Genomic DNA, 26,157 nt, shown 5'->3' with positions numbered 1-26,157 from the left:
TTCCGAAATGTTAAGTCCTTTAGCGCCATCAGCAGGTAAATTATTAATCTCGGAGCCATTTTTAATGGACCCTAACTTCAAGCGTTCAGTAGTTTTGGTAACTGAACATCAGGAAGAGGGAACGGTTGGGTTTATTTTAAACCATAAAAGTACCTTGTTACTGAGTGACCTGGTGCCTGATTTTACGGGAGGAAATTTTCCGGTATATATCGGTGGGCCAGTTGCGGTAGATACCATCCATTTTATCCACCGTTGTTCCGATTTGCTAACTGACGCTGAGGAAGTTGCTAAAGGTGTGTATTGGGGTGGTAATTTTGAAGCGCTAAAGATATTGGTGAATAACCAACACATTAAACCAGAAGATATTAAGTTTTTTATCGGTTATTCGGGATGGTCCGGCGAGCAGTTACAGGACGAAATGAAGGAGAATACCTGGATTGTGTCCGATCAGTATGATGCTGATGTGGTATTTTCTCACAATGAAGAGGAATTATGGAAGGAAGTGATCATTAACCTTGGACCTAAATACGCCCATGTCAGTAATTTCCCTCAGAATCCCAATCTGAATTAATCAGGGATGATCATAAACGGTAATATCAGCGCTGAAAACACCCTGATATTACCGCGATTAAGATTAGTAATTTTCAAGATCGATTGCGCTTTCTTCAATCTTTTTCTTTAAATCATCTTTATACTGTTGCATTTTTACAGCAATTTCCGGACTTGCGGTACCTAAGATTTGCACGGCTAATAAACCGGCATTCTTTGCTGCATTTAACGCTACTGTGGCTACAGGGATACCATTTGGCATTTGAAGGATAGACAGGATAGAATCCCATCCATCAATAGAGTTAGATGATTTTACGGGTACACCGATTACCGGTAGGGTAGTGATGGAAGCCACCATTCCAGGTAAATGTGCTGCACCACCTGCACCGGCGATGATCACTTTTAATCCTCTTGATGCTGCAGTTTTCGCGTATTCATACATTTTTTCCGGAGTACGGTGAGCTGACACGACGGTCATTTCAAATTGTATACCGAACTCTTTCATGATATCGGCTGCGTCTTTCATGATATGGAGGTCAGACTTGCTGCCCATAATAATGCCTACTTGTATGCTCATTAGGAAATAACTTTTAATGTTTCTTTGATGTAATTGGCTTTTTCAATTGCTTTCTCGCGGTTTTGATCTACAATCGTAATGTGTCCCATTTTGCGGAAAGGCTTGGTATATTTTTTACCGTAAAGGTGTACGTAAACGCCATCGATGGCCATTACTTTTTCTAAGCCTTTGTATTTGGCTACACCGGTATGGTTTTTCTCTCCCAGAAGGTTGATCATCACCGCATTGTTTGTTGCACGGGTATCTCCTAAAGGAAGGTTGAAAATTGCACGTAAATGTTGGTTAAATTGAGATACGTAGTTTCCTTCAATGGTTTGGTGTCCGCTATTGTGTGGGCGTGGTGCCAATTCATTCACGAGAATTTCTCCTGTTTTGGTGACAAACATCTCTACGGCCAGCAGACCCGTAATATTTAAAGAGGTTGCAATGTTTTTTGCAATCACTTCTGCTCTTTCCTGAATGGATTCCGGGTAAGTAGAAGGAGAGATTAAAAACTCTACCAGATTTGCTTCCGCATTGAATTCCATTTCCACCATTGGGAAGGTCTTCATCTCACCATTAGGGTTTCTGGAAACGATGACTGCGATTTCTTTTTCAAAATCTACGAGTTCCTCAATTAAACATGGGGCATCAAATGCATTATCAATGTCCTCTATGTTGTTTATTTTCATGACCCCTTTACCGTCATAACCATCTTTACGCTGTTTAAGTATGTAAGGGAATGGAATGTAGCTATTGCGCATGTCTTCTTTGGTATTCACCAATTGGAAAGGCGCAGTAGGGATATTGTTTTCTTTAAAGAATTGTTTTTGAACACCTTTGTCTTGAATTAGTCGGATCACCCTGGATTGTGGGTATACTAGTTTTCCTTCTTTTTCCAGTTGTTCCAGTGCTTCAATATTTACCTTTTCTATTTCAATAGTAATGATGTCTGCTTTCTTGCCGAAATTATAAACGGTGTCGAAATCTGTGATAGAACCACATTCAAAGTAGTTTGCCAGGTGTTTACATGGAGCGTCAGTATCCGGATCTAAAATTAAAGTGGTTAAATTATAATTGATGGCTTCCTGTATCAACATCCTGCCCAATTGACCGCCACCTAATATGCCTAATTTTAAATCACTTATTTGTTTTGCCATATCGATATGAAAAAGTTATGCTTATTTTGCACAAAAATAACAATATAAACGGATTGATGGAGGCAGATGCTATAATTATTGGTGCTGGTGCATGTGGTTTAATGTGTGCAGTACAAGCGGGCTATTTGGGAAAGCGGGTGATATTGTTGGAAAAAAGCGATAAACCGGGTGCTAAGATTTTGATTTCCGGAGGGGGTAGGTGTAACTATACCAACCTGTTTGCCAGTGATGAACAATTTATTTCCAACAACAAACATTTCTTAAAATCTGCTTTTACGCAGTGGACAGTGGAGGATACGATTAGCTTTTTTGAAACGTACGGGATTCAAGGAAAAGAAAAAACTTTAGGGCAACTTTTTCCTGATGGCAAGAATGCGAAGGACATTGTGGGCGTATTTACAGAACTCTGCCATGATTTTGGTCAGCAGATTATATGTGATGCAGCAGTAACTGATATTGAACAAACGGCGGATGGTTTTTCGGTCAGCTTTGATAAAGGGAGTAAGTCGAGAACGTTGAAGGCGCCGAAATTGGTGATTGCAACTGGTGGCTTGCCAATTCCAAAAATGGGTGCTACAGATTTCGCCTTGCGGTTTGCGAGAAAGCATGGGTTAAATATCATAGAAACGGCTCCTGCATTGGTGCCCTTAACGATTACGGGAAAAGATGAAGACTGGTATGCGGCTTTGTCGGGGAACTCGGTTTTCTGCGAAGTGAGCAATGACCAAATCTCTTTTGAAGAGAACATTTTGTTTACACATTGGGGCCTAAGTGGCCCTGCAATCTTACAAATTTCTTCCTATTGGAGAAGAGGAGAGTCGATCAATATCGACCTGCTGCCGAGACAATCTGTGGTAGATTTAATCGAAGAAGAGCGCAAACATAATGGGAAATTATTGCTCTCTACCTTACTGAATCGTTATTATCCTAAGAAATTTACCGATGCGCTGGGCAAATTCCTTCCTTTAGAAAAGCAGGTTGCGGCCTTGACTAAAGTGGAATTGGAAACGATTCAACAGACAATTCATTTTTTCAAAGTGAAGCCAGCAGGAGATAAAGGTTATGATAAAGCGGAAGTCATGAGAGGTGGTATTGACACAAAGGAGCTGTCGTCGAAAACGTTGGAATGTAAAAGCATTCCGGGTTTATATTTCGGTGGGGAATGTGTGGATGTTACCGGATGGCTCGGCGGATATAATTTCCAGTGGGCTTGGGCAAATGGTTACGTAATTGCGCAGAATATTTAAAAAGATTTAAGCTTTTTGAAAATACGCCCACTCTTAGCCCAGTTTGTGGTTAATAATGCAAATAACAATTCGAGAAGAACTTCCATAGGATTTGATTTAAGATACTAATGTAAATAAACAAAGCTGTATGTCAATGGTTTGGCATACAGCTTTGTAGTTAAAATTTCATCCCCATCAGTTCTCCTAGTTTAAAGGCGTTACCGATCGCGGTTGCGGCGCCATAATCTAGTATTGCGCGGTATTTGTTGTGGTATTTCTTATATACATAAACGTCCCTTCTCCAGGCTTTATAATTAGAGCTGTTCACCTGATCGATGATGGTAGAAATGTTCTGACCATGGGCTTGAGTGGTGTGCCAGATGCCACTCGGGATGTAAAGCACTTCTCCAGCCTTTAAAGTAATGGTGGTAGGTGTGGCTTCTCTAAATCTTGGGTATTTTTCGTAATCTGGATTGGCAATGTCTATCGGAGATCTGGATTCTAATAAGCCACCCTTTCCAGGATACATTAACTCTTCCTGATCTCTTGGGAAAATGATGACATCTTTTTCGCCATACAGCTGGATGAGCCAGGCATGCACATCGTAAGCATCTTTATGTACCGAATAGCAATTCCCTGCACCACCGATATGTAAGTCCATGCCGTTTCCTAGTTTATTCTTCAGGATCTTATGGTTCAGCCAATTGGGCTTGACCAGGTTCATGTCCATCGGGTCCATAAATTCCCGGATTTCAGGTAACTGAGTTAGGATATTGAACTTAACAGGGTAGGGTGCCGGGTTCTCTTTTGTGCTGTTGGCTGTTAAATCCAGTAACTCAGATACGGTATATTCTTTATTAGAAAACCAAGTGGTTCGGTTACCAAACCGTTCTCTGAAGAATTCAGGTGTAAAAATCAGACTGGATTTCCAGGCCTGTGTTGCATTTTCAAGGATCACCGGAATACCGGGTTTTTGATACTTCTCTATGAATTCTTTGTAAGAGAGGTCTTTTCTTCTGTCAATTGTTATCATGCGTTCCCTATAAAAAATAGCTGTTATAGTCCTTCCCTAAAGTTAAGGTTTTTTTGGAAAAGTTAAAAAGAAGCTGGGAAATAAAAATGCCCCCATAAAGTGTCTAACTTTTTGGGGGCATTGCAAGATGTTGAAGGCATTTTTTTTAGAAATATTAATCAAGCCTAATCGCAGTTAGGGATGGTATATGTATAGGTTTCAGCCACACCAGTAGGGAAGGTGTAAATCATTCCTTTACCGGTTTCAAACCAGAATTTACCACGAAGTTTTTCTCTCGTCCCGAATTCATTCATCGAAAGACTATCGAAAATACGGCCGTTAATCATGACGTATTTAATTTTCTCCGAGTTTCTAATGTCATTCAATGGGTTGGCATCCATGATCACCAGGTCAGCTAGTTTTCCGGGCTCCAGGGATCCGATTTCTTTATCCATTCCCAGGTAAGCGGCACCATTTAAAGTACCGCTACGGATGGCCTGTAAAGGCGACATACCTCCTTGTACCAACATCCATAGTTCCCAATGTGCGCCAAGCCCCTGGATTTGACCATGAGCACCCAGGTTTACTTTCGTGCCTGCATCTGCAATTTGTTTGGTGGCTTTGGCCACTTCAATATGTCCGTAATCGCCGTATTCCGAGGTTGTTCTTCTTCTGGCACGTGCATCAATAATGGCACGCGGGGTGAAGGCCATCAGGCGTTCATTTTCCCAAACATTGGTCCTGTCGTACCAGTAGTTTTCACCCCACTGACTGCCATAACTCACAATCAGGGTAGGAGTATAACCTACTGCGGTATTGCCCCAGAAAGAGGTTACATCTTTGTAAACCGGTGCAACAGGAATACTGTGCTCAATTCCGGTATGCCCGTCAGCAATCATGTTCATATTGGTGAAAAACGTAGAACCACCTTCAGGAACCACTTCCATTTTTAACTGTCTGGCTGCTTCAATGATCTGTTGGCGCTGATCTCTTCTAGGTTGATTGTAAGATTTTACCGAAAATGCGCCTACTGCTTTTAACCTTTTCAAATGAGATAAGGCATCCTCAAGGCTGTTGATCACGACTTTAAAATCGCCATCGGCACCATAGAGAATCGAACCTGTTGAGTACAAACGAGGCCCCACCATTCGGCCAGCTTTTAACATTTCTGCCTGACTAAAAACCATTTCCGTATTGCTGGAAGGATCATGAGAAGAGGTCACACCGAAAGCGAGATTGGCCATATACGACCAATCCTGTTGTGGCGAGATTCCATCTGGACTCGTTCTCAGGTGGGCATGGACATCTACGATACCCGGCATAATTGTTTTACCGGTTACATCGATAACCTTAGCCTGTGTAGGAATCGTCATCTCTGCCGACTTTCCAACCGCAATGATTTTATTGTTTTCTACCAGAATAGTTCCTTCTTCAATCACTTCATCGCCTTTCATCGTGATGATTCTGGCGCCAGTTAAAGCAAGCAATCCGGTAGGCTGGTCGCTTTTTAATTTTAGTCCGATAGACAGACCTGATGCCTCTTGTTTTTCTGCAACCTGCTCACCTGCATCATTGAAATTGAAAGCAGACTTGATGTCTTTACTGTAGTATTTATCGCCCAGTGTCCAGAATAACTTCTGACTGTCGTTACTCCAATGGATATAAGTTCCGCCATCTTTGGTAATTTTTGTCAATGGGATTGCCTTATTACTCGCAGAGAGTTCTAATGGAGAACCTACGGTAATCATTGGGGTGATGTAGACATTGAACAACTCGGTGAAAGCCATCCATTTGCCATCCGGACTAGGGGTAAACTGCGTGACATAAGTAGAGGTGTAATGGGTTCTTTCATTTGCACCATAGATGTCCACACTTTTAAAAGCTTTTTTACCGCCTTCATAGCCCTGGAAATAAATTCTCGTATCGTCAATATTGAATTGTGGCTTGATCCCTTTGTCAGAAATCAGTGTTTTTGGTCCGCCATTGGCCGACATGGTAAAGATTCCTGTGCCTCTGCCATAAGCATAGCCCAATACATCATTCCCAACTCCTTTTCTGAAGACGATCTTATCTCCTTTATTAGAATAGGATGGAGAATAATAGAAACCTTTTTCATCCGTAAGGGTAACCGTTTTTCCAGATTTCAGATCCGTTCTTTTGATCGCACCTTTTAGCTCATCATTCCAGGTCGTATAGATGACATATTTACCATCATTACTGATTTTAGGTTCAAACTCAAAATCTATCCCATTGGTTACGCGTTCAGGCGTTCCATCAGGCAGGTCTTTTTTATATAGAAATCCTGCTGCATTGAAGATCACCATTTTTCCATCTGCGGAGGTGGTCAGTTGTCTGATCATCTTTACATCGAATTCATTACTGAAAACCTGATGCGGGAAATGGAGGGCTTGTTGAACCGTTTGTTTACTGGTCAGATGGAAAGGAATGTCATTGCTAATCAATGTAGACAGCTCCAGCCTTTTGATCTTTCCTTTGGAATAGAAGACCAGGTTCTTATTGTCAGGCGTCCAGGCAAAGTTCGGATAAACACCAAAGATTGCCCAGGTTTCCTGCTGGTCATGGGAAAGATCCTCATAAACCGGCCATTCTTCGGCAGTCCGTAGATTTTGTACATAAAGTACAGATTTTAAACGGACACGTTTTACATAAGCCATCATTTTTCCATCTGGGGAAACCTGTGGACGTGCTGCACCACCTTGTTGAGCAATAAGATCTGTGAACTTTCCAGTCACCATGTCCAGTTGACGGATGGCATAGATCATGCCGTTCGGATCTTTACTATATTCAAAATTTGGTCCCGGAGCCATGTCTTCACTAAAGTAAAGGTATCTGCCATTCGGGCTGATATTTGGCTCTCCGGCATCTTGCTGGTCATTTTTTCTTTTAGTCAACTGTACCCCTTCACCACCGTAAATGCTGTACATCCACATTTCTCCTGCACCAAGAGAACGGGAGCCCGTGTAGTGTTTGCGTGCCACAAGATACTCGCTGTTAGGCATCCAGGTTGCATTGTTCAGCAATCGGAAGGTTTCTTTCGTGATTTGTCTTTTTCCTGAACCATCACGGTTCATGATCCAGATGTTGTCTGCGCCATTCTTATCACTGGTATAAGAAATGTATTTCCCATTTGGGCTAAAGCGAGGCTGGATATCCCAAGGTACTCCGCCACTAAGCAGGGTCGCTGCACCACCAGAAATGGGCATGCTATAAATATCACCCAATAAGTCAAAAACGATATCTTTACCATCGGCACTGACGTCGAGGTTCATCCAGGTTCCTTCATCGGTATCAATGCTGAAGGTTTTTGTTGGGCCTTGATATTTTTCAATGTCCCACTTTTTTTCCTGGGAAAAGGCGGAATGGAAAATGAAAACAAAAGCCAGTGGTAGTAAAGATTTTTTCATCAGGTTATCGTGTTTTTTAAGCGATTATGAAGGATGGTCTCTTCTAATTGATCGGTGTAAATAGGCCTGCAATTTAATAATATCAGTTCATTTTTATAGTTTTGATCAGTAACCTTTTTATGAGCGAAACCGAGATATTAAAAAAATACTGGGGGTTTGATACTTTCAGGCCGCTACAATCAGACATCATCAGTTCCGTTTTAAATGGCCATGATACCTTAGCATTATTACCTACAGGTGGGGGTAAGTCCCTTTGTTTTCAGATACCTGCCTTGGTAAAGGAGGGGATTTGTATTGTCATTTCTCCATTAGTTGCCCTGATGAAAGATCAGGTGGAAAACCTGAAATCCAAAGGAATTGAAGCAGTCGCTATCTATGCAGGAATGGGAAAAAGAGAGATCGATATCCTGCTCGATAACTGTATTTATGGGAAGATTAAGTTTTTATATCTGTCTCCGGAAAGATTATTGTCAGAAATTGTTCGAATTCGTATTTCTTATATGAATGTGAATCTGATTGCGGTAGACGAAGCCCATTGTATTTCTCAATGGGGTTATGACTTCAGGCCGCCTTATCAGCAAATTGCCGAAATCAGGGATATTCATCCTAAAGTACCCATCCTTGCGCTTACCGCAACTGCGACTAAATTTGTCAGGGCTGATATCGTAGAGAAGCTAAAGGTCAAGGAGCCGAAGGTGTTTGTCCAGAGCTTTGAGCGTAAAAATCTGAGTTATGTGGTGATGGACAATGAAGATAAGTATAAGAAACTGATCGACATTGTGAAGAACGTAAAAGGGAGTGGTTTGGTTTATGTCCGTAACCGGAGAGAAACGGTTGAGATTGCTTCATTTTTAGTGAGAAATCAGATCGCTGCGGATTTTTACCATGCAGGAATTGAGAAGCTAGAGCGGTTCCGTAAACAGGACGACTGGAAAAAGAATAAAATCCAGGTGATGGTGGCCACCAATGCTTTCGGAATGGGAATCGATAAACCTGATGTTCGTTTTGTGGTACACCTGGATCTGCCGGAAAGTCTGGAAGCTTATTATCAGGAAGCTGGCCGTGCGGGTAGAGATGGACAAAAAGCTTATGCCGTTTTGTTGGCCAATAAATCAGATCAGCTGGATTTGAAAGCAAAATATACGAACCATTTTCCAAGTGTGGAGGATGTTAAAAAAGTATACCATTACCTTGGGAATTATTTCCAGCTTGCCTATGGTGCAGGGGAGGGCTTGACTTTCAACTTCGACCTGGCAGACTTTTGCAAGCGTTTTAATGTAGGCGTGATTAAGACCATGGCTGCGCTTAAATTCTTAGAGCATGATGGCTACCTGACACTTTCTGAAAATGTGTTTTTACCTTCCCGGGTATTGTTTACCGCTGCTCATGAAGATGTTTATCGTTTTCAAATTGAGAACGCCGGATATGATCCTTTAATTAAGGCCATATTAAGGTCTTATGGTGGGGCATTTGATCAATATGTGAAGATTGAAGAAAATGAGATTGCTAAAAAAGTAGGACTGTCTTTCAGTACGGCAAAGAAGATGATCAGTAATCTGGAGGAGCAGGGCTTACTTTCCTATCTCCCACAATCGGATCAGCCACAGCTACAATATATCCGCCCAAGGGTAGATTTTGTACATATGGATGTTGATGTGAAATACATGGAGCTGCGGAAGAAAATCCAATTGGATCAAATCAATGCGGTATTGAGCTATACTTCAGTAAAGAAATGTAGGAATATACAGTTGCTCAGGTATTTTGATGAGCCAGATGCCGATAAATGCGGTGTTTGCGATGTTTGTTTGGCAGAGAAAAGAGCGGACGATTATGAGGTGCGTGCCGATCGGATCGATTTTGAACTGGTCACCTTACTGCAGACGAAGATGCATTCGCTCGAAAGTCTGATTTCCGGACTTAAAACCGGTAATGAAGAAGAACGCATGGAACGCCTCCGCGAATTGATGGACGCGGGAAAGATTAAATCAGATGGTAAAAACTTTTACTTGTAGATTTGGGTTGATACCTTAGTTTTAAAAAATTAAATTGCAATAAATAAATCCCCTATGAAGAAATTACAACTTATCGCATTAGCTATCCCTGTACTTTTAGCAGGATGTACTTCTAAATGTATTGAAGATTCCGGAGTTCAGGTAACTAAAGTGGTGGAGCTGAAGAGTTATGATAAAATCAAAGTGAGTGGTACAATTAAGTTAATCTTAACTCAGGATAGCACCTACAATGTAAAAATTCAAGCGGATTCTAATGTGGTGCCATTGATCAGGTCAAGAGTAAGTGGTAGTGAATTGGAGCTTAAACTGGAAAACGGAAAATACTGTGGTACTGATTCAATCGTGGTTTATGCCGGAATTGGCGATCTGAAAGAATTGGAAACCAGTGGGATGGTACGTGTAATTGGCGAAAGTCCAATTTATGTGAAGGATTTGGACCTTGATTTACAAGGTGGTTCTGACGTGACACTGAATTTAAATGCCAGTAAGCTGAGTTCAAAAATTGATGGTGTAGGAAAACTGACTTTGACAGGCCAAACGGGTACACATATTGTGAAAACAAGTGGAAATGCTAAATTGGATGCTTTTAGTTTTGTAGCCGGGATTTATGACATCAATATAGAGGGTACTGGAAAAGCCAATATCAATGTACTGAACGACTTAAAAGTGAAGACCTCCGGAGTGAGTGAGGTGTTTTATAAAGGGAATCCTAAAAATGTAACTGAGAAAAAATCAGGAGTATCAAAACTAGAAAAAGTTAATTAGCCTGATTGTTGTTTTTTAGCTATTTTAGCGGCCTTATTTGATACATGGAACAAAAAAACGACAAGAAAGTCATCCGGTCATGGGCTTTTTTTGACTGGGCAAATTCTGCTTACAACTTAGTCATTACTTCAACCATTTTCCCCGCTTATTATACGATTATTACCACCACCGCCGAACATGGTGATCAGGTGAAATTTTTCGGGCATACTTTTACGAATACTGCCTTGTCAAATTATGCACTATCGGCTGCTTATTTAGTCATGGTGATATTGATGCCCTTACTTTCCGCGACTGCAGATTATCGTGGGAACAAGAAAATATTCATGAAAATTTTCACCTATATCGGCGGTTTCGCTTGTATGGGCTTGTTTTTCTTTAGACTGGAAAGTCTGGAGTTGGGTGTCATACTCTTTGCCATTGCAGCCATGGGCTATATAGGAGGGGTATTGTTTAACAATTCCTACCTTCCGGAAATTGCGAGCAAAGACCAGCAGGATCGGGTGAGTGCTCAAGGTTTTGCTTATGGTTATGTGGGGAGTGTGCTTTTGCAAATCATCTGCTTTGTGTTCGTTTTAAAACCGGAGCTTTTTGGCATTACAGATGCGTCGCTACCGGCAAGGCTGTCCTTCCTGCTCGTTGGAATCTGGTGGATTGGTTTTGCGCAAATTCCTTTTCGTAAATTGCCTGCCGGAAGCCCCAATTACACGGCCATCAACAAGAGTTTAGTGCATAGCGGGTTCGGAGAGCTGATGAAGGTGTGGAAGCAGCTAAAGCAAATGAAGTTTTTAAAGCACTACCTGATCGCATTTTTCTTCTACTCCATGGGCGTGCAAACCGTAATGTTGGCAGCGGCTGGTTTTGGAGAGAAAACCTTACATCTGGGGACTTCTAAATTAATTGCCGTAATTTTGATCATGCAGCTTGTTGCCATTTTAGGGGCGATGTGGATGTCAAAACTGGCGAAAAGAATTGGGAATGTGAATGTGTTGATTTTAGTGGTCGTGATCTGGGTAGGATCCTGTGTTTATGCTTATTTTATTACCAATGAATTTGAATTTTACGGCTTAGCAGCAGTAGTTGGCCTGATTATGGGTGGTATCCAATCCTTATCAAGGTCTACTTACTCTAAGTTTTTGCCAGAAAACACACCAGATACGGTATCCTTTTTTAGTTTTTACGATGTAACAGAAAAACTGGCTGTAGTGATTGGTCTTTTTAGTTTTGCTTATATTGAGGAACAAACGGGAAGCATCAGGAATTCTGTGCTGGCATTGGCCTCATTTTTTGTGATAGGTTTGATATTTTTGCTGCTGTTAAAAAAAGCAGAACCAAAATTGGTTAAAGGTTAACCATGATAGATTTTAATAAGAATTAGATACACATGAAGATAGAATTGTTTGTTCCTTGCTTTGTTGATCAGTTATATCCTGAGACTGCATTTAATACGATAAAGCTATTGGAGAAAGCGGGTTGTGAGGTGTTTTATAATTCTTCGCAAACCTGCTGCGGACAACCGGCTTATAACTCCGGATACTGGGAGCAGGCCAAAGAAACAGGAACGAAGTTTTTAAATGATTTTTCTGGCATAGATTATATTGTTGCTCCATCGGCATCCTGCGTTGGGATGGTGAAGAACGGGTATAGTGACTTGTTTACCAATACCAATCTTCATAATAAATGTCGGGGTATTCAACAGCATATTTTTGAGCTTTCTGATTTCCTGGTGAATGTATTGAAAAGAGATTATTTCGGTGCGGAACTAGATGGTAAAGCTGTTTACCATGATTCTTGTAGCGGATTGAGAGAGTGTAAAATTAAAGCAGAGCCTCGTCAGTTGCTGTCCAAAGTACATGGACTGGAAATGGTAGAGATGAAAGATACAGATATGTGCTGCGGTTTTGGCGGTACCTTTTCTGTGAAATTTGATGCGATTTCTTCCGCAATGGCTGAGCAAAAGGTGAACAATGCATTGGAACAAGGTGCGGAATATGTGATCTCTACTGATTTGTCCTGCCTGATGCATTTACAAGGTTACATCGACAAAAACAATATTCCTTTAAAAACCATGCATCTGGCTGATGTTTTAGCGAGCGGATGGCTGGAAAATGATGAGTTTTAGACTTGAATTGTTATATTTGTATCAATGGCGGATATAAACACCGTTATTATTTATACAATGTTTTATTACACGTAGAATAAGAGTTGTGTAAATCAGTTAAAACCAATTAATTAACTTAAATCATAGTTGTAGATGATTAACATTACACTGCCTGATGGTTCTAGCCGTCAGTATGAACAGGGCGTAACTGCCCATCAAATCGCACTCTCTATTTCAGAGGGATTAGCGCGCAACGTATTAGCTGCGGAAGTAAACGGCGAAATTTGGGATTCTTCCAGACCAATTGAAAGCGATTCAACTGTAAAGTTGCTGACTTGGAATGATGCTGCGGGTAAAGCTACTTTCTGGCATTCTTCTGCGCACATTATGGCGGAAGCATTGGAGGCTTTATATCCGGGTACAAAATTCGGTATTGGTCCTGCAATTGAAACTGGTTTCTACTATGATGTAGATTTCGGCGACAGGGAGTTTTCTTCGGACGACTTTAAAGCTATTGAAGCCAAAATGATTGAGCTGGCCAAGCAAAAACAAGTTTTTGTAAGGGAGAGCGTTTCTAAAGCGGATGCGATTAAATATTTTGAAGAAAAAGGTGATGAGTACAAACTAGACCTGTTAGAAGGACTGGAAGATGGAAAGATCACATTCTATAACCAAGGTGAGTTTACTGACCTTTGTCGTGGGCCACACATTCCAAATACCGGTTTTGTAAAAGCGGTAAAATTGATGAATGTTGCAGGTGCTTACTGGCGCGGTGATGAAACAAAAAAACAATTGACCCGTATTTATGGGGTAACTTTCCCTAAAGCGAGTGAGCTGACTGAGTACCTTCACATGATTGAAGAGGCGAAGAAAAGGGATCACCGCAAGTTGGGTAAGGAGCTGGAATTATTTGCTTTCTCTGAGAAAGTGGGTATGGGATTGCCATTGTGGTTACCGAAAGGTGCTGCTTTGCGTGAGCGTCTGGTTCAATTTTTAACAAAAGCACAATCAAAATCAGGCTATGAGCAGGTGGTTACCCCTCATATTGGCCATAAGAATTTGTACATTACTTCTGGTCACTATGAGAAGTATGGTAAAGATGCTTTTCAACCGATTAAAACCCCACAAGAAGGGGAGGAGTTTTTCCTTAAGCCGATGAACTGCCCTCACCATTGTGAGATTTATAAAGTAAAACCGCGTTCTTATAAAGACCTTCCTTTGCGTTTTGCAGAGTTTGGAACGGTATACCGTTACGAGCAAAGTGGAGAGCTTCATGGCTTAACCAGAGTTCGTGGGTTTACTCAGGATGATGCGCATTTGTTTTGTCGCCCGGATCAGGTAAAAGAAGAGTTCAAAAAAGTAATTGACCTGGTATTGTACGTATTTAAATCTCTTGGATTTAATGACTACGTTGCTCAGATTTCTTTAAGAGATCCAGAGAACAAAACGAAATACATCGGTACTGATGAGAACTGGGCTTTGGCTGAATCAGCAATTATCGAAGCTGCTGCAGAAAAGGGATTACCTACTGTAGTAGAATATGGTGAAGCAGCTTTCTACGGTCCTAAATTGGACTTTATGGTGAAGGATGCGCTGGGCAGAAAATGGCAATTGGGAACGATCCAGGTGGATTATAACTTACCTGAGCGTTTTGAATTGGAATATACTGGTAGCGACAACATGAAGCACCGTCCGGTCATGATCCATAGAGCTCCATTTGGCTCTCTAGAGCGTTTTATCGCGGTATTGATTGAACATTGTGCGGGTAATTTCCCATTATGGCTTTCACCTGAGCAATTTATTATCCTTCCGATCTCTGAAAAGTATGAAGATTATGCAAAAAAAGTTTCAGATGAACTAAATAATTCCGATATTCGCGGTTTGATTGACTTCCGGGACGAGAAGATTGGAAGAAAAATCAGAGACGCTGAGGTGAAAAAAATCCCTTATATGTTGATCATCGGAGAGAAGGAAATGGCGGAAGGAAAGGTGTCAGTAAGGAAACACGGAGAAGGAGATTTAGGTGAAATGACTCAGCAAGAGTTTAGTGAATTATTAATCAAAGAAATAACAATTTAAATAGTATATAAATTTGGCATTAGGCAGACCAGGATTTAACAGGGGACCACGTCCTCCTTTTAAGAAAAAAGAAGCAGAACATAATATTAATCAGTTTATCAGGGCTCAGGAGGTTAGATTAGCTGGAGATAATGTTGAACCGGGGATCTATCCTTTGGCAAAAGCTTTAGCCCTTGCCGACGAATTGGAATTGGATCTTGTTGAGATTTCTCCAAATGCAGTGCCTCCGGTATGTCGGATCATTGATTACAGTAAGTTTGTTTACGAGCAGAAGAAAAAACAGAAGGAGATTAAAGCAAACGCAAAACAGACTGTCATTAAGGAGATCCGTTTTGGTCCTAACACAAATGATCACGATTTTCAATTTAAGTTGAAGCACGCGGTTAGTTTCCTGGAAAATGGGGAGAAAGTTAGGGCGTACGTACACTTTAAAGGTAGAGCGATTGTTTACAAAGAACAAGGAGAGATCCTACTTCTTAAGTTTGCACAAGCGCTTGAAGATATCGGTAAAGTGGAGTTATTACCTAAGTTAGAGGGCAAGCGTATGTTCTTAACGCTAGCTCCAAAAGTTGCTAAGAAATAAATAAATTACATATTAATAAACACAGGTTATGCCAAAAATGAAAACCAATTCCAGTGCTAAAAAGCGTTTTAAGCTTACTGGAACAGGTAAAATTGCAAGGAAGAATGCCTACAAAAGCCACATCTTAACTAAGATGTCGACTAAACGTAAGCGTAATTTGGGTCACACTTCAATGGTGTCCGCAGCTGATATGGGCAACGTTAAGCGTATGCTTGCCATCGGTAAATAATTAAATTTTTAACCAGGTACCCGGTAGTAAGTTTGCTGTAATACGCAACACCGTTTATCAAAAAACAACACACTATGCCACGTTCGGTAAACGCAGTAGCTTCGAGAAGAAGAAGGAAAAAAGTCCTTAATATGGCCAAAGGCTATTGGGGATCAAGAAGTAAGGTTTTCACTATCGCTAAAAATACGGTAGAAAAAGGTTTGCAATATGCATACCGTGACCGTAAAGTTAAGAAAAGAGAATTCCGTGGATTATGGATTCAACGTATCAACGCTGGAGCTCGTCAACATGGTATTTCTTACTCTCAATTGATCGGTAAATTAGCGACTGCAAACATCGGTTTAAACCGTAAAGTTTTAGCTGATTTAGCTATGAATCACCCAGCAGCTTTCAAAGCAGTTATTGATGCAGTAAAATAGATCTAACGATCATTTTAATCATAGAAAAAGGGAGCCAAAAGCTCCCTTTTTTATTGGCTTATAATTTTTACAGCTGGATAAATTGTCCGGCTTCCGCAATAGACTGTTGATCTAAACTCAGCAGTTTTGGAATTTTCCCAAGGATAGGGATCCCCGTATAGTTGGCGATATAGCTTTCAGATTCTGCATTCGCCTCGCCATTAAAAATAATTCCTTCCACTTTTATATTTCTGGATTTCAATACCTCTAATGTCAGCAAAGTATGGTTGATGCTGCCCAGGTAATTCTGAGAGACGATGATCACCTTTGCTTTTAACACAGGGATCAGGTCTAGAATCAATTCCTTTTCATTGAGGGGTACCATTAATCCGCCTGCACCTTCAATAATCAGCTGGTTGTCTGTTTGAGGTACGATTAATGCAGAAGCTTGGATGGTTATGCCATCGAGTCTGGCGGATAAATGCGGCGATAAGGGCTGAGTTAACCGGTATTGCTCCGGATGGATGATTGTTTTTGTATTGCTGATCAGATCTTTGATCGATAAGCTATCGCTTTGTTCGAGATCTCCTGATTGTATAGGTTTCCAGTAATCTGCCTGGAGCTTTTGGGTAAGGATGGCACTGACAATCGTTTTTCCGATGCCTGTACCAATTCCGGTAATGAAATACGTATTATTCATGTTATTTTAATAAGACCAACGATTGGATCAGGGCGTTAATTTCTTCTTCTGTATTATAGGTATGCAGGCAAATCCTCAATCTTTCGGTTCCTATTGGAACTGTCGGACTCACAATCGCACGGATATCAAATCCTTTTTGCTGCAGGCTATGAGCTGCATTTTTTGCCGAAGTATTACTTTGGTAGCGGATCGTTTGAATGGTACTTTGGCTCGTTAGACCTCTGTAGCCAGCGGATTTTAGCGCATTGCTATATTGCGCGACGGTTTGCTGAATCCATGGCGTATGGTCTGCTGAGGCAAGGAGCTGATACGCGCAGTTGATACTTACGATACTATGGAGTGGTGCTGCGGTGGTATAAATAAAGGAGCGTGCGTAATTGATCAGGTATTCCTTTAATGGGGCATTTCCTAAGACAATTGCGCCATGACAACCGAGTGCTTTTCCAAAGGTAACCACGCGTGCGAAAACCTCCTTTTCCAGACCAAGTTCTTGCACTCTTCCTCTTCCATAAGCACCAAAAATACCGATTGCATGCGCTTCATCTACGATGAGGTTGGCTTCATATTTCTTACAGCAAGCATTGATTTCCTGAAGGGGGGCGAGGTCACCATCCATAGAATACACACTTTCTACAAGGACATAAATATGTCCGGTAGCCAGTTTGAGTTTAGCTTCCAGGGCTTCTATGTTATTGTGTTTAAAAGTGTATCGGTTGGCGTGACTGAGGCGTGCACCATCAATCATACTGGCATGTATCAGTTCATCGGAGATGATGGTATCTCCACGCTGCGCTAAACTGGAAATCAGTCCAACGTTGGCATCATAACCAGAATTAAAAATCAATCCGCTTTCTGCCTGGTGGAAATCAGCAATAAATGATTCGGTTTCTTCTGTATAGGCATGATTGCCACTGAGTAATCTTGAGCCACCAGAGCCGATGGCTGAGTGTGGGATCTGGCTAAGGGTAGCTGCGATATTTTCTTGCAGCTCGGCTGACCTGGAAAAACCCAAATAATCGTTTGAGCAGAAGTCGATAGGATAAGGAGTACTGGATAATTTTCTCAAAGATCCTTTTTCCTTTCTATCCTGTAACTTGTGCAATATAAACTGCCAGGTTTTGTTCATCGCCCAAAAATAAAGAAAGCAGGAGGAACCTGCTTTCTTTATTTGGTTTTTTTAATGTTTTTAGCGCGGTATTTTAGTTTTTATTGAGCTGAGAAATCGATTTCTGCATTTGTGCCATCATGCTGCTTAAGGTTTCTATGCTTGGTTCTGGTGTTGGCTCTGGCAAAGCAGAAGAGATAAATGCTTTTGCTTTCCATATTTCCAGGATATCATCCGAAGAAATGGTGTACGGATCGTACAGCTTATTGTCAGAGACTAACTTCAGTTCTTTGTTCTCTTTAAATTTATTGCCTGCTCTTTTGTAGACTACCCCTTCACTTTTGCTGATGACGATATAGGTTTCTCCCACTTTAATATCGTTCCAATTCTCCAGATATTCCGCAAGGATGATACTTCCGGATTGGATCGGTAACATGGAATCTCCCAAGATCTCAAAAGCTCTGAAAGTACCTTGCTTTAAGAAGGGTAGTGGCAGTTGGAATTTTGGCAATTCTTTGATGTATTCTGGGTCAGAGAATCCATTCAGGTAACCTGCACTTGCTTTTACCGGTACCATTTCTATGTTCTCTTTATCGTCTTTATCTACCGAGATACTGAGTATTCTTAGATTAGATCCCTGGCTTTTTAGCTTCGGTTTCCAGCTATCGTTTATCGTTTCGTTAATAAATTCATCTATGGTTAGTTCATAGTATTCTGCTATTTTTTTTAGCAAATCATATTTAGGTTCTGCGCGGTCTTCCTCATATGCGCCGATAAGTGATCTCTTAATCCCCATAGCATCAGCGAATTGTTGCTGTGTGAGGCCTTTTTTCTTTCTAAGGTATTTTAGGTTAGGGGAGATATTTGACATAAAATAAAAGTTTAGTATTTATTTGTTTTTACTAATATTGTTAGTATTATTGTACCAATAAAGTTAGTAATATTAATTTGAATCACCAAGCGCTATACTAACTTAATTAGTTTGTATCATTTAAACCTACAGTCATGAAGAAATTTGTATATATCGTAACCGATAGAAACCGCAAGAGTTTACATGTTGGAATAAGCTCTGATCTAATGAAAACGCTTGATTTTTATAAGCAGATGCCAAATCTGTTTTTTGATTGTGGGCAGCAGCTCACGAGGTTGGTATATTTCGAAGAATTCAAGACTGAGGCCCAGGCACTGGGAAGGTTTAAAGTGATCAGTCGTTTTACAAGAATGCAGAAGGAGCGGATGGTAAGGGCCTGTAATCCAAATTGGATAGACCTGACGATCGGTTTGGATTTTGAACACATCCTCAGCAGTAAGCCCTTGGTTAATCAGGTGAAACTGCCATTTCAGACTATGTCTTAGTCTTAGCGATACACTATGTCGTTATTTCTGGACAACCTGTTATACAAAAATGTCTTATGAAATAAGCTGGTTTCAGCATATTTCATAAGACAATATTTAAAGTCTATAAAGTTCGCTGAGGTTATTTCCCCAGCGGTTTATTCTTCTCTTGTTCTTTTTTGATTCGTTCTCTTTCCTTTTCTTCTTCACGCTCTTTTTTTCTCAGTTCTCTTTTTTCCTTTCTGGTTAAAGGAACTTCAGCAGCGGGTTGTTTTATAGGTTCTGGAGTTTTCTTTTCTTCAGTTTTGACGATTTCCTCTTCCTTTAATACTGGTTGTTGGTCATCAGCTATTGGAACATCTGTACTGGTTGAATCTACAGCAAGACTATCAGTGCTTGAAGTATCTACTCTTACCCTCGGACTAGGGCAATCAATCTGCCTCGTAATTTTAACTTTCGCTTTCGGGAAAGGGCCGTAGGTATAACCTGTACTTGGATCATGGTATACTTTCTCCATGAACTTAGCAAAGATTGGCAATGCTGTTCTGGAGCCTTCTCCTGTAGCACCATTGTTAAAGTGAGCGGTACGTTCATCACAACCTACCCAAACACCCGTTACGAGGTCTTTTGTTACGCCCATATACCAGGCATCCACATAATCAGAAGAAGTACCTGTTTTTCCACCAATCTGGTTGCCTTTTTTCCAAAGGTCCCATTCCCAAAGTGCTTGAGAAGTACCACCTGGTTCTTCCATACCTCCACGAAGCATGTATAACATCAGCCATGCAATCTCTTCAGAAAGCACTCTTTTTGTTTTCGCTTTAAAGTCTTCAATTACATTGTCATCCTGATCGGTGATTTTCTCCACTAAAATTGGATCTGTTCTCACGCCTTCATTTAAAAAGGTACTGTAAGCCCTAACCATTTCATAAACGGATACATCGTTTGGACCCAGACTTACTGAAGGCACTGCTTGCAGTGGGCTTTCTATCCCACATTCTTTTGCCCATTTGACTACATTATCAGCACCTACGGCTTCAGTTACCTGAGCGGTAATGGTATTTACAGATTTACCCATGGCCCAACGAAGGGACATTTCTCTGTAGCTATAATTCCAATCTGCATTTTTAGGTTCCCAATATTCTGTTTTTCCTTTTTCCTGGTAAGCGATTTTAACGGGCTTATCAGTGAACTTATCGCAAGGACTCATTCCTGCTTCCAGAGCTGCCAAGTAAGCAAAAGGCTTAAAGGTGGAACCTGCTTGTCTTTTACTTTGGTTGACGTGGTCATATTTGAAAAACTTATGGTCAATACCACCCACCCAAACTTTAATCTTGCCACTGAAAGGATCCATGGTCATCATTCCTGCGTTCATGATTTTTCCGTAGTAGCGGATAGAGTCCATGGTAGAGAAAAGCGTATCACGATCACCTTTCCAGGTAAAGATTTTCATCTTTTTCTTTTTGTTGAAATACGCTTTGATAGAGTCCGGGGTATTGCTGTATTTCTTTTCTAGCATTGCATATACCGGTAATTTGCGCATGGCGCGATCCGGGTAGTCTACTTTTTTCTTTTCAGAATCCTGCCAAGGATCTTCATTTCCCCAGACGCTGTAAAATCTCTTTTGGATGATTTTCATTTGATCAGCAACAGCTTCCTCAGCATATTTCTGCAGTTTTGAGTCGATGGTGGTGTAGATCTTTAAACCATCTTCATAAAGGTCATAATCATTATCATCCGCCCATTTCTCCAGGTATTTATCTACTGCAGCACGTAAATAAGAATCACCGTCACTTCCATCATCTACACTACCAACTTTTAATTGTATCGGCGTGTTTTTGTAAGTGTTTAATTGATCTTTTGTGATGTAGTTGTATTTATTCATTTGAGCCAGCACCACATTTCTACGTTCCAGTGCCTTTTCATGATTTTTTATTGGGTTATAAACAGAGGTTCCTTTTAACATACCTACGAGTAATGCAGATTCAGGAACTTGAAGATCGTTCGGGCCTTTATCAAAATAAACCCTTGCCGCTGTCTTGATACCGAAAGCATTGTTACCAAAGGATACGGTATTGAGGTACATCGTGATGATGTCATCTTTAGAATAGTTGGATTCAAGTTTTACGGCAGTCATCCATTCTTTTAACTTGGATACGATGGTACGTACTACAGGAATATGTTTAATAACGCCTTGTGACTTGTTGTATCTGGTTCTATATAAGTTTTTGGCTAATTGTTGTGTGATCGTACTGGCACCACGTTTATCACCGGTAGCAGTTGAGAGTCCGCTAGACAATAGTGAACGAAAATCTATACCCATGTGACTATAAAAACGAACATCTTCTGTCGCAATTAAGGCCTCAATCACGCTCGGGGAGATTTCTTTAAAGCTGACCGGAGTACGGTTCTCTTTATAATAGCGGCCGATCAACTTACCATCTGAAGTATAGAGTTCAGAGCCTACACTTTGCGTAGGTGCTTTGATGTCTTTATAAGATGGGGAGTACCCAAATAGCCATAAAAAGTTGAGCTGCAGTGCACAGAAGAATATAATTATACAATATAGGAATATGCTAATGTAGCGAATATACTTATTGCGAATTTCTTTAAACATGGATGTAAAGATCAAAAAAACGTAAAACAGTTCGTGTTAAATAGTGTTAAAATTGTTAACGCAAATTAACGTAAAAAAAATGCGAATGTTCTTATTTGTTGCTTAAAAGCAATTGTTGTTTGTCCAGCACTAAATTTATTTTAGGTGATGAATTTTAAAATGACTTACTTTTCATTTGTGTCGATATAGTTGGGCTTGGCCATTTGTTCTTCTTTAGTTGATGAGGTATGGATTGGTATCAGTTCTTGAAGTTTCTTTAGGAGCATATCACCCCGCAAGTTTGTTGCCACAATAATGCCGTCGCCATCCACCAGGTAATTTGTAGGGATGCTTACTATCTTTAACTCCCTGCCGAGACCACTTAAATCACCACCATTAAAAAGATTAGTGAATTTATCCATGTGATCAGTTTTTAGTGCTTCGATCCATTTTGACTTATCTTTCTCATCATCGATGGAGATGGTCATCACATTAAAGCCTTCCCGATGATAGGCTGTAAATGCTTTAATGATATTAGGAGTCTCTTTACGACAAGGGCCGCACCAGGTTGCCCAGAAATCAATTAAGGTGTATTTTGCAGGTTGGAATTCTCCTTTCAACAAATTGTCTCTTTCGTTTTTGAGTGAAAAGGCAGGCATTTTCATGCCTACGATATAAGCTGGCTTGGCCATGAGTTCTTCTGAGCGAATTTTATCCTTCACATCTTTAAAAACATATTGGCCAAATTCTGAATTTACTATTGAGGGGGAGAAAAGACTGAAAGCATCTAAAACTTCCATGCCCGATATTCCATTATTGTAGATGACGGATGGGAAATTAAACACGGCTGCTCTTGAATCTGGATGTTTTTTAATAATATTAATAAATCCATACATCGTTTGGGTGTACAACCTTTGCGTCTCTAATGACTTTTTATCTTCTTTTTTAGGGAGGTCTGTTTTATCTATGGCCAGGTAAATACTATCTCTTTTATTTCTGAAATTGGCCAGCGCGTTTTCAAAAAGATTTTGTACTTCATTTAACTCTCCACCAGAAAGGGAGAATGTTTTCTGATCAGTATTGTAAAGTAAGTTGATGTTTTTCTCCATTAATACCCTACAAATATCATGATCCCTCCTTGACAGGAGATTTAAATTTTCTAGCTCAACAGTGCTAAGCGGATTTTTTTCTAAAAGTATGATTGCATATGGTATTTGGCCAAATCGCTGTTTGTAATCAATTTCTCCATTAAATGAGTAGGAGCCATCAACAATTTTGGCCTTGTCAAGTAGTTTGTAGGAATTGTTAAAAACATAGGCATAATTGAAAGTTTCAGATCCGGTTACTTTGCCTTTTAAAGTAAAAGTGTCAGCAAATAGATTGAAAGTAAATAATACCTGTGCAAAGAAGAGTGTTAGGAATAACTTCATATAAGATGAATTGATTGGTAGTTACATTGAGTTAGTTTGAATTGCTGAGTCAAGTTCTTCAACTAATTTAAGTTTACCTAATTAACGAATATTAATTAGTTAATCCTATTGTAATTTGAGATGGGTTGTGGTCTTATTTTCCATAGGAGAAAGGAGTGTTGAATAATATCTTATTTTTTTCTTTATTAATCATCTAATATTTTTGTTAGCCCGACTATTGTGGTTATATTACCTATCGAGAAAACATCTAGCTTTTCTTTTTTTATCACCCGAATAATGGCTTCCTAAATCCAGTTTGTGTTGTTGAATTCCAGCACCTTTTTGGAAAGAATTCGCGCTGTTGCCAAAACCAGTTTTAAAACCATTTTTCCTAAAAAAAACCTTGCACAATTATTTTATTCCTACTACTATTTTGATTAATGGTTTTTGTTTGAATTGTTTTGATAATTAGTCGGTTCTATGTTGTGGTTTTGCGCCGATTTTTAGGATCTGTTATGCTGTTTTTTAAGCCCGTTAATCCTTTGTTTTAAGCTCAAACAAGTTGTTAAATACAACTTGAAACCTATGTAAAAAAAACAGTAAAAATTGTCAATTATGTATAAAAAACTCGTCCGTTGTTACTTATCGTCCAGATGCCTTAAACCTCCATAGAAAAAGCCTGAAAACAGTGTTTTATTCCTATTAAACGATGTTAATGTCTTAGTTATCTGTGTTTTGTGTCTAGAGGATTCAAAAAAACATTTACCCTAGACAAAACCGAACTCGTTTAGATTACGTAGATGCTAAAAACAGGCATAATCCTCTTAATTATAGCTGTTTGCTCTTTTTTTATGATGATTTGATTTCTTCCTTTCAGCGATTTTCCTTTAAAATGACTGTCAGGAGGCCTTGAGAAAAAACTTTGATCAAAAACGCATTTATAATGAATAAAATGAATAAAAACCAAGAGTTGTAAAATACAAAAGGGGCGTAATAATTGTAAACCCCGATAATCGATATTTCTAGGTTAAATTATATGGCATTAAGAGCTGATTATACTGAACTTCCCGACAGTCAACTTGTCCTTTTATTGAAAGAAAGCAATGCGATTGCTTTCACTGAGATGGTAAACCGCTATCACACTTTGTTGTTCTCATTTGCCTACAGGCGACTGGATGATAAAGAGCAGGCGCGAGATTTAGTCCACGATACATTTGCCAATATTTGGGAGAAGCGGGCTATGCTCATCATAGAGGGAATCCTCGAAGCCTATTTAGTACAGGTAGTTAAAAACAAGATACTGGATCACTTCAAACATCAACAGGTATCCAGGAAGTATATTGAGAATTTTGGGAAGTATTTAAATAATACACAAAACAATACAGATCATTTAGTTCGCCATAACGACCTGTCCACTTTGATTGAAAAAGAAATTGCTGCGCTCCCTGAGAAATTAAGGGTGGTGTTTGAGCTCAGCAGAAAGAAATCTATGAACCGTAAAGAGATCTCGGAGTATTTAGGGATTCCAGAGAATACAGTGAAAACCAATCTGCAGCGCTCGTTGAAAATTTTAAGAGTTAAACTACCTACCACCAATCTGTCTGTTCTTTTTCCGTTCCTATAGTTAATAGTAAATGATGATCGCGTGTTGTTCTTATGTTATAGAGCAGCACGCGATTTTTTTTATCCCAAAACTACCAGTTAACAATTTATTTACATTTTTTGAATACTAACCTAACGCTATGTCGTGTGGTAGTTGTAATTAATCAATCACATGAGCAATTTAAATCCTGAACAACTATTAAATAAATATCAAGCTGGTGAATGTACACCGGAAGAACTAATGCTTGTTGAGGATTACTTGATTAATGTTGAGATCACACCTCAGGAAATTGAAGCGCATGATGCGCTAAAATATAAAGAAGAAACTGCAGGTCTTCCATGGAAATCTAAAAGCAGAAAATGGCCGCTATATCTATTAACGATAGCTGCTACAATAATTGTTGTTTGTGGGTTATTCACTATACTCTACACTGAAGATCCCAATTCAATCAATTATGCAGGCGACATTAACCCTGGTGGTAATAAAGCCACACTAACCTTGGCAAATGGTCAGAAGATTCAACTGAGCGATGCAAAATCTGGAATTGTGGTTGATGAATCGAAATTGACTTATAACGATGGTACCATCATTAATAACGAACAAGCCAAATCTTTTACCATATCAACACCACGTGGCGGAACCTATCAGGTGCGTCTTCCTGATGGGTCCACTGCCTGGCTAAATTCAGCTTCAAGTTTAACCTATAGTCCGCCTATAAAAGAGGAGGGTGGTACTCGCCGAGTGAAGTTGAAAGGCGAGGCTTATTTTGAAGTCGCAAAAGACAAGGAACATCCTTTTGTTGTAAGTACCGGGTCAGAAAGCGTTACTGTTCTCGGTACTCATTTTAACATCAATAGTTATACAGATGAACATCTGGTTAAAACTACGCTCCTGGAGGGTAGTGTTCGTGTGGATCTTTTATCTGCAGCCGGTATCCCTATAGCAGGTAAAAATAAAATTCTTAAGCCAGGTATGCAGGCGATTACTTCTGCGAATAGGATAGAAACAAAGGAAATAGACCCTAGTTTGGCCGTTGCCTGGAAAAATGGAGAGTTCGTATTTAAGAATGAATCTCTCGAAGATATCATGAAAAATGTATCCCGATGGTATGATGTTGAAGTGGTATACGAAGACCCTAAGGCTAAAGAAAAGCTGTTTGGGGGATCTATTTCCAAGTTCGAGGCGATCTCAAAAGTGCTCAGTATGTTGGAGCTTACCGGAGATGTGAAATTTAAAATGGCCGATAAAAAAATTATAGTTAAACACTAGGGTTCTCACGTTTGATTAACGCTCTCAATTTATCATACCTATTCTGAA

22 protein-coding genes are annotated in these 26,157 nt (G+C 40.0%); 13 read left to right on the top strand and 9 right to left on the bottom strand.

Annotation, left to right across the window (positions count from 1 at the left end; translation table 11 throughout):
* Positions 1 to 7 precede the first annotated feature (7 nt).
* Positions 8 to 571: a YqgE/AlgH family protein gene (locus tag GM920_RS06240; protein WP_182954536.1), complete on the top strand. Its 564-nt coding sequence runs from the start codon at positions 8 to 10 to the stop codon at positions 569 to 571.
* Between the two features lie 63 nt (positions 572 to 634).
* Here the strand turns inward: GM920_RS06240 and purE are convergent, their stop codons facing one another.
* Positions 635 to 1,126 (bottom strand): 5-(carboxyamino)imidazole ribonucleotide mutase, encoded by a 492-nt coding sequence (gene purE, locus GM920_RS06235; protein ID WP_182954533.1) that lies wholly within the window; start codon positions 1,124 to 1,126, stop codon positions 635 to 637.
* Complete coding sequence (locus tag GM920_RS06230) at positions 1,126 to 2,265, bottom strand: 5-(carboxyamino)imidazole ribonucleotide synthase (RefSeq protein ID WP_182954531.1); 1,140 nt, start codon at positions 2,263 to 2,265, stop codon at positions 1,126 to 1,128. The genes purE and GM920_RS06230 overlap by 1 nt, the downstream gene beginning before the upstream one ends.
* Before the next feature lie 17 nt (positions 2,266 to 2,282).
* Here GM920_RS06230 and GM920_RS06225 point away from each other — a divergent pair, with 17 nt between their 5' ends.
* Positions 2,283 to 3,512 carry a BaiN/RdsA family NAD(P)/FAD-dependent oxidoreductase gene (locus GM920_RS06225; RefSeq protein ID WP_235964449.1) on the top strand — a complete coding sequence of 410 codons (1,230 nt, stop codon included), beginning with the start codon at positions 2,283 to 2,285 and terminating at the stop codon, positions 3,510 to 3,512.
* 157 nt (positions 3,513 to 3,669) lie between these two features.
* Here GM920_RS06225 and GM920_RS06220 read toward each other — a convergent pair whose 3' ends face one another.
* Together GM920_RS06220 and GM920_RS06215 are read right to left on the bottom strand one after the other, a co-directional pair.
* Positions 3,670 to 4,524, bottom strand: a complete 855-nt coding sequence (locus GM920_RS06220; RefSeq protein ID WP_182954528.1) for a cupin-like domain-containing protein — start codon at positions 4,522 to 4,524, stop codon at positions 3,670 to 3,672.
* A gap of 164 nt (positions 4,525 to 4,688) precedes the next feature.
* Entirely contained in the window at positions 4,689 to 7,928 is a 3,240-nt protein-coding gene (locus tag GM920_RS06215) for an amidohydrolase family protein (RefSeq protein WP_182954526.1), read from the bottom strand.
* 119 nt (positions 7,929 to 8,047) lie between these two features.
* On the opposite strand from GM920_RS06215, the gene GM920_RS06210 reads away from it, so the two are divergent.
* From GM920_RS06210 to rplT, 8 genes are all read left to right on the top strand, one after another.
* Positions 8,048 to 9,940: a RecQ family ATP-dependent DNA helicase gene (locus tag GM920_RS06210; RefSeq protein ID WP_182954524.1), complete on the top strand. Its 1,893-nt coding sequence runs from the start codon at positions 8,048 to 8,050 to the stop codon at positions 9,938 to 9,940.
* Between the two features lie 54 nt (positions 9,941 to 9,994).
* Positions 9,995 to 10,705, top strand: coding sequence for a head GIN domain-containing protein (locus tag GM920_RS06205; RefSeq protein ID WP_182954521.1), 711 nt, complete (start codon positions 9,995 to 9,997; stop codon positions 10,703 to 10,705).
* A gap of 44 nt (positions 10,706 to 10,749) precedes the next feature.
* On the top strand, positions 10,750 to 12,054 hold the full coding sequence (locus GM920_RS06200; RefSeq protein WP_182954519.1) for an MFS transporter: 1,305 nt from the start codon (positions 10,750 to 10,752) through the stop codon (positions 12,052 to 12,054).
* A gap of 32 nt (positions 12,055 to 12,086) precedes the next feature.
* A complete protein-coding gene (locus GM920_RS06195) occupies positions 12,087 to 12,824 on the top strand; it encodes a (Fe-S)-binding protein (protein ID WP_182954516.1) in 738 nt (245 codons plus the stop codon).
* 132 nt (positions 12,825 to 12,956) lie between these two features.
* Positions 12,957 to 14,882 carry a threonine--tRNA ligase gene (thrS, locus tag GM920_RS06190; protein WP_182954514.1) on the top strand — a complete coding sequence of 642 codons (1,926 nt, stop codon included), beginning with the start codon at positions 12,957 to 12,959 and terminating at the stop codon, positions 14,880 to 14,882.
* 13 nt (positions 14,883 to 14,895) lie between these two features.
* Complete coding sequence (gene infC, locus GM920_RS06185; RefSeq protein WP_008238148.1) at positions 14,896 to 15,465, top strand: translation initiation factor IF-3; 570 nt, start codon at positions 14,896 to 14,898, stop codon at positions 15,463 to 15,465.
* 28 nt (positions 15,466 to 15,493) lie between these two features.
* Entirely contained in the window at positions 15,494 to 15,694 is a 201-nt protein-coding gene (gene rpmI / locus GM920_RS06180; RefSeq protein ID WP_062547998.1) for a 50S ribosomal protein L35, read from the top strand.
* Between the two features lie 74 nt (positions 15,695 to 15,768).
* A complete protein-coding gene (gene rplT, locus GM920_RS06175) occupies positions 15,769 to 16,113 on the top strand; it encodes a 50S ribosomal protein L20 (RefSeq protein WP_062547999.1) in 345 nt (114 codons plus the stop codon).
* A gap of 67 nt (positions 16,114 to 16,180) precedes the next feature.
* Here rplT and bioD read toward each other — a convergent pair whose 3' ends face one another.
* The 3 genes from bioD to GM920_RS06160 form a co-directional block, all read right to left on the bottom strand.
* Positions 16,181 to 16,792, bottom strand: coding sequence for a dethiobiotin synthase (gene bioD / locus GM920_RS06170; RefSeq protein ID WP_182954511.1), 612 nt, complete (start codon positions 16,790 to 16,792; stop codon positions 16,181 to 16,183).
* 1 nt (position 16,793) lies between these two features.
* Positions 16,794 to 17,918 carry an aminotransferase class I/II-fold pyridoxal phosphate-dependent enzyme gene (locus GM920_RS06165; protein ID WP_182954508.1) on the bottom strand — a complete coding sequence of 375 codons (1,125 nt, stop codon included), beginning with the start codon at positions 17,916 to 17,918 and terminating at the stop codon, positions 16,794 to 16,796.
* Positions 17,919 to 17,991: 73 nt separating this feature from the next.
* Positions 17,992 to 18,768, bottom strand: coding sequence for an XRE family transcriptional regulator (locus GM920_RS06160; RefSeq protein WP_182954505.1), 777 nt, complete (start codon positions 18,766 to 18,768; stop codon positions 17,992 to 17,994).
* A gap of 134 nt (positions 18,769 to 18,902) precedes the next feature.
* On the opposite strand from GM920_RS06160, the gene GM920_RS06155 reads away from it, so the two are divergent.
* Positions 18,903 to 19,253, top strand: a complete 351-nt coding sequence (locus tag GM920_RS06155; protein WP_182954503.1) for a GIY-YIG nuclease family protein — start codon at positions 18,903 to 18,905, stop codon at positions 19,251 to 19,253.
* Between the two features lie 121 nt (positions 19,254 to 19,374).
* Here GM920_RS06155 and GM920_RS06150 read toward each other — a convergent pair whose 3' ends face one another.
* Complete coding sequence (locus GM920_RS06150) at positions 19,375 to 21,849, bottom strand: penicillin-binding protein 1A (RefSeq protein ID WP_182954501.1); 2,475 nt, start codon at positions 21,847 to 21,849, stop codon at positions 19,375 to 19,377.
* Positions 21,850 to 22,013: 164 nt separating this feature from the next.
* Entirely contained in the window at positions 22,014 to 23,258 is a 1,245-nt protein-coding gene (locus GM920_RS06145; protein ID WP_182954498.1) for a TlpA disulfide reductase family protein, read from the bottom strand.
* Positions 23,259 to 24,273: 1,015 nt separating this feature from the next.
* On the opposite strand from GM920_RS06145, the gene GM920_RS06140 reads away from it, so the two are divergent.
* Positions 24,274 to 24,861, top strand: a complete 588-nt coding sequence (locus tag GM920_RS06140; protein WP_182954496.1) for an RNA polymerase sigma factor — start codon at positions 24,274 to 24,276, stop codon at positions 24,859 to 24,861.
* A gap of 150 nt (positions 24,862 to 25,011) precedes the next feature.
* Positions 25,012 to 26,109: a FecR family protein gene (locus GM920_RS06135; RefSeq protein WP_182954494.1), complete on the top strand. Its 1,098-nt coding sequence runs from the start codon at positions 25,012 to 25,014 to the stop codon at positions 26,107 to 26,109.
* The last annotated feature ends 48 nt before the right edge of the window (positions 26,110 to 26,157 follow it).

It is taken from the genome of Pedobacter gandavensis (assembly GCF_014172405.1).
GTDB classification, from domain to species: Bacteria; Bacteroidota; Bacteroidia; order Sphingobacteriales; family Sphingobacteriaceae; genus Pedobacter; species Pedobacter gandavensis.
The sequence above is the reverse complement of the archived record's forward strand: the minus strand, read 5'-3'. Positions and strand labels throughout refer to the sequence as shown.

Bases quoted from the DNA above. Each gene is read 5' to 3' on its own strand.
- GM920_RS06230 (WP_182954531.1), bottom strand. From the start codon at position 2,265: ATGGCAAAACAAATAAGTGATTTAAAATTAGGCATATTAGGTGGCGGT.
- GM920_RS06140 (WP_182954496.1), top strand. From the start codon at position 24,274: ATGGCATTAAGAGCTGATTATACTGAACTTCCCGACAGTCAACTTGTC.
- GM920_RS06135 (WP_182954494.1), top strand. From the start codon at position 25,012: ATGAGCAATTTAAATCCTGAACAACTATTAAATAAATATCAAGCTGGT.
- GM920_RS06160 (WP_182954505.1), bottom strand. From the start codon at position 18,768: ATGTCAAATATCTCCCCTAACCTAAAATACCTTAGAAAGAAAAAAGGC.
- rplT (WP_062547999.1), top strand. From the start codon at position 15,769: ATGCCACGTTCGGTAAACGCAGTAGCTTCGAGAAGAAGAAGGAAAAAA.
- GM920_RS06215 (WP_182954526.1), bottom strand. From the start codon at position 7,928: ATGAAAAAATCTTTACTACCACTGGCTTTTGTTTTCATTTTCCATTCC.
- bioD (WP_182954511.1), bottom strand. From the start codon at position 16,792: ATGAATAATACGTATTTCATTACCGGAATTGGTACAGGCATCGGAAAA.
- thrS (WP_182954514.1), top strand. From the start codon at position 12,957: ATGATTAACATTACACTGCCTGATGGTTCTAGCCGTCAGTATGAACAG.
- GM920_RS06195 (WP_182954516.1), top strand. From the start codon at position 12,087: ATGAAGATAGAATTGTTTGTTCCTTGCTTTGTTGATCAGTTATATCCT.
- GM920_RS06165 (WP_182954508.1), bottom strand. From the start codon at position 17,918: ATGAACAAAACCTGGCAGTTTATATTGCACAAGTTACAGGATAGAAAG.
- rpmI (WP_062547998.1), top strand. From the start codon at position 15,494: ATGCCAAAAATGAAAACCAATTCCAGTGCTAAAAAGCGTTTTAAGCTT.
- GM920_RS06240 (WP_182954536.1), top strand. From the start codon at position 8: ATGTTAAGTCCTTTAGCGCCATCAGCAGGTAAATTATTAATCTCGGAG.
- GM920_RS06210 (WP_182954524.1), top strand. From the start codon at position 8,048: ATGAGCGAAACCGAGATATTAAAAAAATACTGGGGGTTTGATACTTTC.
- GM920_RS06145 (WP_182954498.1), bottom strand. From the start codon at position 23,258: ATGAAGTTATTCCTAACACTCTTCTTTGCACAGGTATTATTTACTTTC.
- purE (WP_182954533.1), bottom strand. From the start codon at position 1,126: ATGAGCATACAAGTAGGCATTATTATGGGCAGCAAGTCTGACCTCCAT.
- GM920_RS06200 (WP_182954519.1), top strand. From the start codon at position 10,750: ATGGAACAAAAAAACGACAAGAAAGTCATCCGGTCATGGGCTTTTTTT.
- GM920_RS06205 (WP_182954521.1), top strand. From the start codon at position 9,995: ATGAAGAAATTACAACTTATCGCATTAGCTATCCCTGTACTTTTAGCA.
- GM920_RS06220 (WP_182954528.1), bottom strand. From the start codon at position 4,524: ATGATAACAATTGACAGAAGAAAAGACCTCTCTTACAAAGAATTCATA.
- GM920_RS06155 (WP_182954503.1), top strand. From the start codon at position 18,903: ATGAAGAAATTTGTATATATCGTAACCGATAGAAACCGCAAGAGTTTA.
- GM920_RS06150 (WP_182954501.1), bottom strand. From the start codon at position 21,849: ATGTTTAAAGAAATTCGCAATAAGTATATTCGCTACATTAGCATATTC.
- GM920_RS06225 (WP_235964449.1), top strand. From the start codon at position 2,283: ATGCTTATTTTGCACAAAAATAACAATATAAACGGATTGATGGAGGCA.